The following is a 12,707-nucleotide window of genomic DNA, read 5'->3' as shown; positions in this document are numbered from 1 at the left end:
TGGTAAGACAGGGAGAGGTGATCCTCTCCCTTAAGAAGTGACGCTAAAGATTACTTACCGTATACGTCGTAGTTGAAGTATTTAGCAGCGATATCTTGGTAGATGCCTTTTTCACGTAGTGAAAGGATTGCAGCATCTAATTGCTTAGTCAGATCTTTGTCTTGCTTACGTAGAGCAATACCAAAACCTTCACCGAACCACTTAGGATCAGTTAGTGATGGACCAACAAACTCGTAGTCTTCACCACCCGCTTTGTTTAGTACACCTTCTTCTAGAGCAGATGCATCACCCAGTACAGCAGCAACACGACCGTTAGCTAGATCAAGGTAAGCTTCGTCAAATGAACCGTAACGAACGATTTCTACTGTGTCGCCGTAGTTATCTGTTAGGTACTTGTCGTGAGTTGTTGCACGTTGAACGGCAATTTTTTGACCACTTAGATCATCAAAGTTAAGGCCTGCACCTTTTTTAGCGATGAACTTGTTCGGGATAAGTGCGTATTTACCTGTGAAATCGATCTTTTTCTTACGCTCTTCCGTGATAGACATTGCCGCAATGATCGCATCATATTTACGAGCAAGCAGAGAAGGAATAATACCATCCCAATCTTGTGCAACGATCTTACACTTCACCTGCATTTCAGTACAAAGCGCGTTAGCCATATCGACATCGAAGCCTTTCAGCGAACCGTCAGCTTCTGTCCAGCTAAATGGAGGGTAAGCACCTTCAATACCGAAACGTACTGTTTTCCATTCTTTTGCTTGAGCTACGCCCGTTGCAGCAGTTGCAGCAAGTGCCGCGACTAATAACCACTTTTTCATATCCCTACTCCTGTGATTTAGGTTTTTATGTTTTGCTAATTTTAATATTGTGTTTGTTGTTACTTATTAACTTACTTGTTGTGTTTCATTGTTAACACTGTCGCCATTTACCTTAGCAACATCATTTCAATTCTGATTAGTAAATCGATGATATAAATTGTTGTAATCGCTCAGATTCAGGCTCAGTAAACAGTTTAGCTGGATCGCCCTGTTCTTCCACCAAGCCTTGATGTAAGAACATCACATGATTTGATACGTCACGAGCAAAAGCCATTTCATGTGTTACCACAAGCATGGTTCTTCCTTCTTCTGCTAGATCGCGCATTACACCAAGTACTTCCCCTACTAACTCAGGATCAAGTGCCGATGTTGGTTCATCAAATAGCATTACTTCAGGATCAACCGCTAACGCTCTTGCAATCGCAGCACGCTGTTGTTGCCCGCCAGATAAATGACCCGGGTAGTAATCTTTGCGTTCATATAGCCCTACTTTCTTCAGTAGCAGCTCAGCATTTTCAATCGCTTGTGCTTTAGGTACACCTAAGACGTGAACAGGCGCTTCGATAACATTTTCGAGAACGGTCAGATGAGACCACAGGTTGAAACCCTGAAAAACCATTGCTAAGCGAGAACGGATTCGCTGTACTTGTTTTTCATTGGCAGGAACAGAAACACCTTGGCGGTTGTTTTTCATTTGAATTAATTCACCATTAACCCAAATCTCGCCAGCAGTAGGTGTCTCTAAAAGGTTGATACATCTAAGGAAAGTACTTTTACCCGACCCTGAAGATCCGATAATCGATACTACATCGCCTTTATGCGCAGAAAGTGAAATTCCCTTTAAAACTTCATTTTGACCAAACGTTTTGTGTAAATCCTTTATGTCCAGCGCTGGTACATCTTTCATGCGCTTTCTCTCCCAAGTTTGTGAAAATGCAAGGTACTCCGACCTTTTCATGCGATACAAATTAGCACCACACGAAACAACATGCAACAAATTATTAACCTAATAATTGAGAATAAATAGCGATTAACTCTGACTTATTATGCAATGAATAGCGTTTTAGTCTCAATTTACTGAATGAAATGTATCAACAAGCTGTAATTGCGACTCTGACATTGTTTAAATAAAGTTAATCAAAATGAGATTCTCGTAGCTTGATGCCTCACAAGAAAAACACGTTTTGTGAACTTAAAAACTGCGCTTCCGACAAAATCTAACACCCGCAGTAGTACACCAAACTCACTATACGAGAACGTCATTTAAAGGCCGTTGAGTGGTTAAAACTTCATAGGCAACTAAGAGACCAGTTGCTAATAGTGAAACCACTCAGTAAGTCAGAGGTATCCAGCTGATGCTATGTAGAGCAAGGCATGAAGAAGATAGCTAACGTCAATTTGTGAAAACTAATTACACAATTCATCAACGGTACGTTAATGAATCGCTTCGTTTTGTAGCTTTCTTTCACATAAACTCATAAAGTGATCAAGATCAATCACCCTAAAGGGTAAGCTTGTTAGACTCAGCAGCAAAGAATAAGGCATTAAAAATGCCAAACATTTCTTTTAACTTAGCTGCATAAAGCACATCAAATCCGTGCAACATAATATTAATAAGTTATAACTAAGAAATAACGCAATTACGCGAAATTTTATAATTCAATTTTAGAATTACTAACATAAAAATATGAGGAATCTATGTCAGACGTTGTGAATAATGCGAACTCTGAAGTAGAAGAGAAAAGCTATAAAGAGCTACACCGCCCTGCTTCTGAATTTGAGAGCCGCTCAGATTACTTAGATCACGAACTTCAAATCATGAAGCCTCGTCGTTTTGGCCTAAACCTTCCAGGCCGTGATTTCCGTTTTGAACTTGAAGATCTTGTTCCTGCACTTGCTGGTACCATCGGTATCATCGCGATGTACTCTGCAGTAATGATGTCTTGGGCTGATGGCCTAACTCAAGCTTGGGATCACGTAAACCTAGGTAAAGACTTCGCGATTGAAGTTGCTCGTGTAGAAATGCTGATTCCTGCACTGCTGTTCTGTATCCTTGCTTCTGGTTTCTTCAACCCTAAAGCAAACCTTGCCGGTAACCACGGCCCAATGATTCCTCTTATTGGTACCATCGCTCTCGCTGGTGCTCACCCTCTTGCATTGGCTATCCTTATCGGTGTCTTCGGTCTAATCCTAAGTTTCCTAAAAGGCGGCTCCAAGCTGGTTAACCTGACTTCGGAAGGTACCGCTGGTGGCTTGCTCATTTTCTTAGGCCTAACGGGTACCATGAGCCAAATTAACTCGATTCAAGCATGGGCGGTTGGTCTTCAATCTTCTACTGTTGAAGCGGGTAGCATGGGTTACGTTGGTTTAATCGTTCTTGCTATTACTATTGCTATCTATGCTTTCTTAGCAAAAGTGAACAAGCGTTGGTTAGCTATCCCAGTTTGTGCATTCACAGGCCTTGCTATTGCATTAGCATTGGGCGCTGGTTTCGATATCGTATTCGAAACTGAAATGGGTATCCCAAACCTAAACCCAGTTTACTGGTGGGGTTCGACTTCTGAAGGTTGGATGCTTGGCTTGCCAAACGTTGAACACTTCATCGCTTCTCTACCATTTGCAATCCTAGCGGTAGCGATGTGGTCACCAGATTTCCTAGGTCACCGTATCTTCCAAGAACTAAACTACCCTAAACGTTCTGAAAAAGTTCTGATGGACGTTGATGACACTATGACTATGTGTTCTGTGCGTCAAATGGTAGGTACAGCGGTTGGTGGTGGTAACATCACTTCTTCTTGGGGTACTTACATGATCCCAGCAGCAATCGCGAAACGTCCAATTCCTGGCGGCGCAATCTTGCTTGGTTCTCTATGTATTATTGTTGCGATTCTTGGTTTCCCAATGGACGTTGCAGTCTGGCCACCAGTGATGCGTGTTGCGCTACTTGTAGGTGTATCTCTACCTCTACTTGAAGCGGGTATGCAAATGGTTAAGGATTCAAAGGATTCTCAAGCAGCTGGTATCTGTATCTTCGGTTCAGCGGTTGTTAACCCTGTATTAGCATGGGCTCTGACTATGCTTCTTGATAACAACGGTCTAATTGGTGATAAAGAGCGTGCGAAGCGTCTATCATTTGTAGACAAGATTGTAATCCCAGTTGGCGTTTTAGTTATCTGTTTAGTAGCAATGCTTGCAGTTGGTATGCTAGAAAGTCAATATGGCCTAAAAGCTTGGCTATAATGCTCATTACTACACAAAAGTAGTATTGGGATTAAAAAAAAGTTTGGGTGGCAACCCCTGTCACTCAAATTTTTTCAACTTTTTTTGGCATTTATTGATTCAGTTTAAGGTTTGCAGAAATTTTTTAGCGTAGTCTTGAATACATAGAGTAAAGACAACATATAAAAGGTAGTGACAATATATATAACCATATGACGCTCATATGCTCATATATATTGTTATTAATAAGAGTGTACTACCCTTACGAGGGGCGCTGGCTCAACAGTGTTAATGTACGTATTTTTTCTACTAAAAAGGTAGGTATGTCATGGCAGAGCAATTTGCTAAAGCTTGGGAAGATTTTGCTGCAGGTGAGTGGCAAAGCGAAGTAAACGTTCGTGATTTCATTCAAAAGAACTACACGCCATATGAAGGCGACGAGTCTTTCCTAGTTTCTGAGGGTACTGAAGCAACTAACAAGCTTTGGTCTTCGGTAATGGAAGGTATCAAACAGGAAAACGCAACTAAAGCACCTGTAGATTTCGATACTTCTGTTATCTCTACCATTACTGCTCACGATGCAGGTTACATTGAGAAAGATCTTGAGACTATCGTTGGTCTACAAACTGAGAAGCCACTAAAACGTGCAATCATCCCTAACGGTGGTGTACGTATGGTTGAAGGTTCTTGTAAAGCATACGGTGAAACTCTTGACCCAATGGTTTCAAAAATCTACTCAGAATACCGCAAAACACACAATGCTGGCGTTTTCGATATCTACACTCCTGATATCCTAAAATGTCGTAAGTCTGGTGTTCTGACTGGTCTTCCTGATGCTTACGGCCGTGGTCGTATCATTGGTGACTACCGTCGTGTTGCACTTTACGGTATCAACTTCCTAATGAAAGACAAAGCTGCTCAATTCGCTTCTCTACAAGAGCGTTTCGAGAACGGCGAAGATCTTGCTGCTACAATGCAATTGCGTGAAGAGATCTCTGAGCAACATCGTGCTCTAGGTCAAATCAAGCAAATGGCTGAGAAATACGGTTTCGATATCTCTGAGCCAGCTCAAACTGCTCAAGAAGCTATTCAGTGGACTTACTTCGGCTACCTAGCTGCAGTTAAATCTCAAAACGGTGCTGCAATGTCTCTAGGTCGTACTTCGACTTTCCTAGACATCTACATCGAGCGTGATATCGCTGCTGGCAAAATCACAGAAGACCAAGCACAAGAGATGATCGACCACTTCGTAATGAAGCTGCGTATGGTTCGTTTCCTACGTACTCCTGAGTACGATGAGCTATTCTCTGGCGACCCAATCTGGGCTACAGAATCTATGGGTGGTATGGGTGTTGATGGTCGTACGCTAGTAACGCGTTCGAACTTCCGTTTCCTTAACTCTCTATACACTATGGGTCCTTCTCCAGAGCCAAACATCACAGTTCTTTGGTCTGAGCAACTACCTGACGGCTTCAAGCGTTTCTGTGCGAAGGTATCTATCGATACTTCTTCTATCCAGTACGAAAATGATGACCTAATGCGTCCTGACCTTGGTTCTGATGATTACGCAATCGCTTGTTGTGTATCACCAATGATCGTTGGTAAGCAAATGCAGTTCTTCGGCGCTCGTGCTAACCTTGCAAAAACTATGCTTTACGCAATCAACGGCGGCGTTGATGAGAAGCTTAAAATGCAAGTTGGCCCAGTTGGCGACAAGATCACTGACGAAGTACTTAACTACGATGACGTAATGGGTCGCCTAGACACATTCATGGATTGGTTAGCTAAGCAATACGTGACTGCGCTAAACAGCATCCACTTCATGCACGACAAGTACAGCTACGAAGCGTCTCTAATGGCTCTTCATGACCGTGACGTTCGTCGTACTATGGCTTGTGGTATCGCTGGTCTGTCTGTTGCTGCTGACTCACTGTCTGCAATCAAATTCGCGACTGTTAAACCAATCCGCGACGAAGATGGCATTGCAACTGACTTCGAAATCGAAGGCGATTACCCTAAATACGGTAACAACGACTCTCGTGTAGATGACATTGCTTGTGAACTAGTTTCTACGTTCATGAACAAGATCCGTAAGCTTAAGACTTACCGTGATTCAATCCCTACACAGTCAGTTCTTACTATCACGTCTAACGTGGTATACGGTAAGAAAACAGGTAACACTCCAGACGGTCGTCGTGCTGGTGCTCCTTTCGCTCCTGGTGCAAACCCAATGCACGGTCGTGATGAGAAAGGCGCTGTAGCTTCACTAACGTCTGTAGGTAAACTACCGTTTGCTGATGCTCAAGATGGTATCTCTTACACTTTCTCTATCGTGCCAAACGCGCTAGGTAAAGAAGAAGATAGCCAACGTGCTAACCTTGCAGGCCTAATGGATGGTTACTTCCACCACGAAGCTGGCATTGAAGGTGGTCAACACCTTAACGTGAACGTTCTTAACCGTGAAACTCTAGAAGACGCAGTTAAGCACCCTGAGAAATACCCTCAGCTAACGATTCGTGTTTCTGGTTACGCTGTACGCTTTAACTCTCTGACTACAGAGCAGCAAGCTGACGTAATCGCACGTACATTTACTGAGTCTCTATAAGCTCACGCTCAATAGACAGTAAAAACTATTAGCCTCGCCAATGTGCGGGGCTTTTTTATATCTACCCTAAATCTCATCAATAACCCTCCCCTAAGAAAGATTAGATTGGCCACAAAAAGCACACTCGCATTCACTTTTTTTCTACAAATCCACTCAAACTACGGTACTATTTCTGTTCATCATTTTAGAGTAACCGCTACATGAAATACCTTCGTTATTTACCACTGATTCTCCTCTCTTGTTCATCACTGGCATCTGAACGCTCTACGTTAACTTTTGCGTTAGACAACGATGGTATCTTTGGTGTCGACCAAGACTATACCAACGGTTTATTTCTGGGTTACACATCGTCAAGTATTACGCCATACGCTTGGGTAAAACCATTAAGCCTTTCCTATTGGGGCGCAAGCTCTTTAGATAAATGGGAAATCACCATTGGTCACAAGATGTACACGCCTTCTGACATTGAATTAGAAAAGCCATCAACCAATGATCGTCCATACGCAGGTTACCTACATACAGAATTCAACTACATCAGCTTGAACCCACAACAAGCCCAGCGTTTTAACATCACGTTTGGTACTACAGGCGAGCGCGCACTTTCCGAAGACGCTCAAAAACTGGTTCACTCAATCACTAAATCAGACGAACCTATGGGTTGGAAGTATCAAGTTGATGATGAGTACGCAGGTAGCCTTGGTTACTTAAGTCATTTCAACCTAATGCGTAATCAAGCATTAGCGAATACTGACTTCGAGATATCTAACGTATCAGAGATCAACGTTGGTAATTTTAGAAGCGACATTTCTACTGGATTTATGTTCCGTTGGGGTACTGACTTGGGCGGCAACTTTGGCGCAGCGAACATCAGCACAGAAAACCCATTCAAAGCAGGCATGATAGGTGCTTCAAATACAGGTTGGTTTACTTACGCAGGTCTTGAAGGGCGTTACCGATTTAATGACCTGACTGTCGAAGGGGATCGCTCAGGTGTTAATGATTACGCAAAGAAAAATGACAAAGATCCTGCGATCTACGATGTCACTTTAGAAAACATTCAAGCGACAGCCGTACTTGGTGTTGCTTGGTATAACCGATACGTTGGTGCTTCTTTCGCACTTACCGCAAAAACACCCGATTACCAAGAAGCAACAAAGTCAGTGTACGGTACTGGTGGCATCACTATGTTTGCTTTCTTCTAGCCATAGAAAAGGCTTTCACCGCCTGCTTTTCAAGTTAAATAAAGGCAATCATCTTCACAGGTGATTGCCTTTATTTTTAAAGACCTAGTTACTATTTGACCCTATTTTATGTACCGTTTTTGTAATAAAATAAACGGTATAAATTCCTATACGAGAATAGCTCATGTCTACAACTGGTCGCATTCACTCATTCGAATCTTGTGGTACTGTCGATGGCCCTGGTATCCGCTTTATTGTGTTTCTTCAAGGCTGCTTAATGCGTTGTATGTACTGCCATAATCGCGATACATGGGATCTTCATGACGGAAAGGAAGTAACGGTCGAAGAGATCATTAACGAAGCAAAATCATACCGTCATTTCATGAAAGCCTCTGGCGGTGGTATCACCTGTTCAGGTGGCGAAGCGATGCTACAACCTGAGTTTGTTCGTGATTTTTTCCGCGCGGCTCAAGCTGAAGGCATCCACACTTGTCTTGATACTAATGGCTATATTCGTAAACACACTGAAGTGGTCGATGAAGTACTAGAAGCCTCTGATCTGGTAATGCTGGATCTTAAACATATGCGAGATGAAATTCACCACGATTTCATTGGTGTATCAAACCGACGTACTCTGGATTTTGCACGCTACCTACACAAAATAGGTAAGAAGACGTGGATTCGTTATGTGATTGTTCCTGGCTACACAGATACGCCAGAAGATGCGCATCTTCTGGGTGAATTCATTAAGGACATGGATAACATCGAAAAAGTAGAACTGCTTCCATACCACAAGCTAGGTGCTCATAAGTGGGAAGCATTGGGTCACGACTATCCTCTTGAAGGTACAAATCCGCCAAGCAAAGAAAAAATGGACGAGATTGTTGCTATCCTCAGTCAATACCATTCAAGCGTAAAATACTAATTTAGACTTACGTTAATAGTGATTTCAAACGCCTCAATTTCGATTGGGGCGTTTTCTTTTTTGGTTAAAACAATCCTTTCACTTTTCTTTACAACTTTTGTTTATCAATTCAAAAAATCATATTAAATCCGTGTTGAGATCATGTTTCCACTCTTAGGAATGCTGTTACTCTTACTGCAACAAAATAATATAACATTTAGTTTTTTAGTGAGGTTCCTCCCATGGAAATGACCAATGCTCAGCGTCTAATTCTATCAAATCAATACTACCTAATGTCTCAAATGGATCCTGAGAACTCAGCTAAATACCAGCGTCTACAAACGATTGTAGAACGTGGTTACGAACTCCAAATGCGTGAGCTTAACAAAGAATTTGGTTGTTTAACTGAAGCAGAATGTCGCGAAATTATCGACATTATGGAGATGTACCATGCGATGCAAGAGTCGAATAAAATGCTTGCAGATCAAGAGCGTGCGGAAGTCGACCAACGTCGTCTACAATTCCTAGGTTTCGATATCGCTTCTGAAGCACAAATCGTACATTACGTGCGTTTCCTTGTTGATTCTGAAGGACTTTACCCTCAATTTGACAAAGCAGATCACCACTTCAATAGCCAAATGCCAATGTTAGAAAAGTACCGTCGCATGCTAACAACGTGGCGTAACTGCCCTCGTCAGTACCACCTATGTGCGACAGAGCTATCTCAAATTTTTAGTGCTTAGTGCTTAGAAGATTAGCTTTAAGTGGGCTTATAAAATTTCAAAAAAGGGTTACTCATCATGAGTAACCCTTTTTTAATATTCATATATGAAGCGATAAGCCAAAGCACCTAGAATACATAAGCGACACCGACGTTAGCGGCCATGTTAATGCCACTTTCAAGTATTGGGCTATTTTCAATATCACCTTCAAGGTTGGTATATCGCACACCGCCGGTTACTCGAACATTTGGCGTCACATGCAGATAACCACCTAAACCGATAAAGTATTGGCCATCCCAGTCAGCGTCAAATTCATCTAAATTGGTTCTCGCCGCTTCCGATGAACTCACTCCGTACAGGTGATTATTCAAACGCTTACTGTTATACGAGTAACCAATAGATGGTGTAATCGCCCAGCCATTGCGACGAATTGGTAGGCGCCATGCCGCTTCTGCATAGATGCCATTGTGCCTAAACCCTAAGTCTGAGCCCGCTGTCGCTTCAAACATACCGACCAATGTAATCACTTGATAGCTTACACCTCCCAACACCGACGCTTTACGCTCATCTAACTTCTGGATATCAGCATTATCAGAGTCACTTGGCTTTAATGTTCTTGGATCATAAACCGCTCTAAACACAATATTCTGTGGTGAACCTGCAGGTAGCAAGCGATAACCAGCACTGAATCCACGCATGAAAAAATGCTCACCTTCATAACCAATCATGGGGATCACCGTACGATTTGACGGCGTCTCTTTATAGACAGCAGGAGAATAAGAGGCGGCAACGCCCAATGACCACTGCGATATTTTTGCATGCGTTACTGTCGAAGCCAGTAACGCCACACTGATAGCCACTATTTTTAACCCATTATTCTTCACTATATTTACCTATTTATTGAGCAACATTGGATAACGCAGCGCATTATATGGTACTTCATTCCAAAAAATCAATAGAGCTCAGTTATACATCTAATACACATAAATCCAGTGTGAGTATTGTTAAGCGACCTAAAATCACAAAACAAACGGTTAGATCCGCTCGAATGTAAAATAATTCGATTCCACACGCCTCAAGTTGCCTATTGCGCTCGCTACGTTTTTCACACGCAAAATTGTAAATAAATACATAATTGTTAAGCAAAATTGTCGAAGCGGGTCTAACCTTAAAATGTAGGGAGAGCCTATTTTTCAATCGCTCGTCAGTTTTGACTGGTTAACAAGGGGAATGTGACTATGAGTATTTTTGACCACTATCAATCACGTTATGAAGCAGCCAAGGAAGAAGAGCTGACATTGCAAGAGTTCTTAGGGCTGTGTAAAGACGATAAAAGTGCTTACGCGAATGCTGCCGAGCGCTTATTACTCGCCATTGGCGAACCGGAGGTCATTGACACTGCTCAAGATCCTCAACTAAGTCGTATTTTCTCGAACCGTGTCATCTCACGCTACAGTGAATTTAAAGATTTCTACGGCATGGAAGACGCGATTGAACAGATTGTTTCTTATCTAAAACATGCAGCGCAAGGTTTAGAAGAACGTAAGCAAATCCTTTATCTACTTGGCCCTGTGGGCGGTGGTAAATCTTCCCTTGCTGAAAAACTCAAAGCACTGATGCAAAAGCTACCAATCTATGTGCTGTCTGCCGATGGTGAGCGAAGCCCAGTGAATGATCACCCCTTCTGTCTATTTGACGTAAACGAAGATGGCGAGCTTTTGAAACAAGAGTACGGAATAGAGAAACGTTACATACGCTCTATCATGTCTCCTTGGGCAGCGAAACGCCTCCATGATTTCGGTGGTGATATCTCTAGATTCAAAGTCATCAAACTACGCCCTTCGATTCTCGACCAAGTTGCGATCGCGAAGACAGAACCTGGTGATGAAAACAACCAAGATATCTCTTCACTTGTAGGTAAAGTCGATATTCGTAAACTTGAGCACTTTTCTCAAGATGCCCCTGATGCCTACAGTTACTCTGGTGCACTGTGTAAAGCAAACCAAGGTGTGATGGAATTTGTAGAGATGTTCAAGGCGCCAATCAAAGTCTTGCACCCACTCCTAACGGCAACACAAGAAGGTAACTTCAACGGTACCGAAGGGCTTTCTGCACTGCCATTTGACGGTATGATTCTGGCTCACTCTAATGAATCTGAGTGGCAGACCTTCCGTAACAACAAAAACAACGAAGCCTTCCTCGACCGTGTGTACATTGTAAAAGTCCCTTACTGTCTGCGCGTCTCTGAAGAAGTTAAGATCTACCAAAAACTGCTTGAGCACAGTGAGCTGTCCAAAGCCCCTTGTTCGCCAAGCACACTCGATCTGCTATCGCAATTCAGCATCCTATCGAGACTGAAAGAGCCAGAAAACTCTTCTCTGTTCTCAAAAATGCGGGTTTACGATGGTGAAACTCTAAAAGACACCGATCCAAAAGCGAAGAGCTACCAAGAGTACCGAGATTATGCGGGTGTTGACGAAGGCATGTCTGGGCTATCAACGCGTTTCGCCTTTAAGATCCTGTCTCGTGTGTTTAACTTCGACCAAGCCGAAGTAGCCGCAAACCCAGTGCACCTGTTCTATGTGATTGAACAGCAAATCGAACGTGAGCAATTCCCTCAAGAGACCGCCGAGAAGTATCTAGAGTTTTTGAAAGGATACCTAGTGCCACGCTACGTAGAGTTCATCGGTAAAGAAATTCAAACCGCTTACCTAGAGTCTTACTCTGAGTACGGTCAGAATATCTTCGACCGCTATGTCACCTACGCAGACTTCTGGATTCAAGACCAAGAGTACCGCGATCCAGAAACAGGCCAGCTATTTGACCGTGCTTCTCTGAATGGTGAACTAGAGAAAATCGAGAAAACAGCCGGTATCAGTAATCCTAAAGACTTCCGAAATGAGATTGTGAACTTTGTGCTTCGTGCCAAAGCCAACAATAACGGTCAAAACCCAGTTTGGACAAGCTACGAGAAACTGCGCACTGTGATTGAGAAGAAAATGTTCTCTAACACAGAAGAACTGCTTCCTGTTATTTCGTTCAATGCTAAGACCTCAACGGATGATCAGAAAAAACATGACGACTTCGTTGCTCGTATGATGGAAAAAGGCTACACCGAGAAACAAGTGAGACTGCTATCTGAGTGGTACCTAAGAGTTCGTAAATCCTCATAACCAAACTGTATTGAGCTGCTCAATTGGGCAGCTCGTACAAACCAATAACTTTATACCCTAACGAACGAATAGCTTTAGTAAA

9 protein-coding genes are annotated in these 12,707 nt (G+C 42.7%); 6 read left to right on the top strand and 3 right to left on the bottom strand.

Annotated elements, in window-relative coordinates; translation table 11 throughout:
- Positions 1-50: 50 nt before the first annotated feature.
- Positions 51-821, bottom strand: a complete 771-nt coding sequence (locus tag ACED60_RS15505) for an ABC transporter substrate-binding protein (protein WP_009846319.1) — start codon at positions 819-821, stop codon at positions 51-53.
- 136 nt (positions 822-957) lie between these two features.
- A complete protein-coding gene (locus ACED60_RS15500) occupies positions 958-1,728 on the bottom strand; it encodes an ABC transporter ATP-binding protein (protein WP_004736532.1) in 771 nt (256 codons plus the stop codon).
- Positions 1,729-2,519: 791 nt separating this feature from the next.
- Here ACED60_RS15500 and ACED60_RS15495 point away from each other — a divergent pair.
- The 5 genes from ACED60_RS15495 (at position 2,520) to ACED60_RS15475 (ending at position 9,473) form a co-directional block, all read left to right on the top strand.
- Positions 2,520-4,061 carry a DUF3360 family protein gene (locus tag ACED60_RS15495; protein WP_016767646.1) on the top strand — a complete coding sequence of 514 codons (1,542 nt, stop codon included), beginning with the start codon at positions 2,520-2,522 and terminating at the stop codon, positions 4,059-4,061.
- 307 nt (positions 4,062-4,368) lie between these two features.
- Complete coding sequence (gene pflB / locus ACED60_RS15490; RefSeq protein ID WP_012603590.1) at positions 4,369-6,645, top strand: formate C-acetyltransferase; 2,277 nt, start codon at positions 4,369-4,371, stop codon at positions 6,643-6,645.
- 200 nt (positions 6,646-6,845) lie between these two features.
- Positions 6,846-7,847, top strand: coding sequence for a lipid A deacylase LpxR family protein (locus tag ACED60_RS15485; protein ID WP_371727935.1), 1,002 nt, complete (start codon positions 6,846-6,848; stop codon positions 7,845-7,847).
- Between the two features lie 163 nt (positions 7,848-8,010).
- Positions 8,011-8,751, top strand: coding sequence for a pyruvate formate lyase 1-activating protein (pflA, locus tag ACED60_RS15480; RefSeq protein ID WP_371727934.1), 741 nt, complete (start codon positions 8,011-8,013; stop codon positions 8,749-8,751).
- Between the two features lie 221 nt (positions 8,752-8,972).
- Positions 8,973-9,473 carry a YfbU family protein gene (locus ACED60_RS15475; protein ID WP_009846313.1) on the top strand — a complete coding sequence of 167 codons (501 nt, stop codon included), beginning with the start codon at positions 8,973-8,975 and terminating at the stop codon, positions 9,471-9,473.
- A gap of 107 nt (positions 9,474-9,580) precedes the next feature.
- Here the strand turns inward: ACED60_RS15475 and ACED60_RS15470 are convergent, their stop codons facing one another.
- Positions 9,581-10,336, bottom strand: coding sequence for a MipA/OmpV family protein (locus ACED60_RS15470; protein WP_012603587.1), 756 nt, complete (start codon positions 10,334-10,336; stop codon positions 9,581-9,583).
- 354 nt (positions 10,337-10,690) lie between these two features.
- Between ACED60_RS15470 and ACED60_RS15465 the strand changes: the two genes are divergently transcribed.
- Positions 10,691-12,625: a PrkA family serine protein kinase gene (locus tag ACED60_RS15465; RefSeq protein WP_371727932.1), complete on the top strand. Its 1,935-nt coding sequence runs from the start codon at positions 10,691-10,693 to the stop codon at positions 12,623-12,625.
- Positions 12,626-12,707 lie beyond the last annotated feature (82 nt).

Origin of the sequence: Vibrio sp. 1F279, assembly GCF_041439815.1 — a bacterium.
Taxonomy (GTDB): domain Bacteria; phylum Pseudomonadota; class Gammaproteobacteria; order Enterobacterales; family Vibrionaceae; genus Vibrio; species Vibrio tasmaniensis_A.
The sequence above is the reverse complement of the archived record's forward strand: the minus strand, read 5'-3'. Positions and strand labels throughout refer to the sequence as shown.

What these genes read in the sequence shown, in the direction of transcription:
- ACED60_RS15485 (WP_371727935.1), top strand. Translation starts at nt 6,846, where the DNA reads ATGAAATACCTTCGTTATTTACCACTGATTCTCCTCTCTTGTTCATCA.
- ACED60_RS15505 (WP_009846319.1), bottom strand. Translation starts at nt 821, where the DNA reads ATGAAAAAGTGGTTATTAGTCGCGGCACTTGCTGCAACTGCTGCAACG.
- ACED60_RS15465 (WP_371727932.1), top strand. Translation starts at nt 10,691, where the DNA reads ATGAGTATTTTTGACCACTATCAATCACGTTATGAAGCAGCCAAGGAA.
- pflA (WP_371727934.1), top strand. Translation starts at nt 8,011, where the DNA reads ATGTCTACAACTGGTCGCATTCACTCATTCGAATCTTGTGGTACTGTC.
- ACED60_RS15475 (WP_009846313.1), top strand. Translation starts at nt 8,973, where the DNA reads ATGGAAATGACCAATGCTCAGCGTCTAATTCTATCAAATCAATACTAC.
- pflB (WP_012603590.1), top strand. Translation starts at nt 4,369, where the DNA reads ATGGCAGAGCAATTTGCTAAAGCTTGGGAAGATTTTGCTGCAGGTGAG.
- ACED60_RS15495 (WP_016767646.1), top strand. Translation starts at nt 2,520, where the DNA reads ATGTCAGACGTTGTGAATAATGCGAACTCTGAAGTAGAAGAGAAAAGC.
- ACED60_RS15500 (WP_004736532.1), bottom strand. Translation starts at nt 1,728, where the DNA reads ATGAAAGATGTACCAGCGCTGGACATAAAGGATTTACACAAAACGTTT.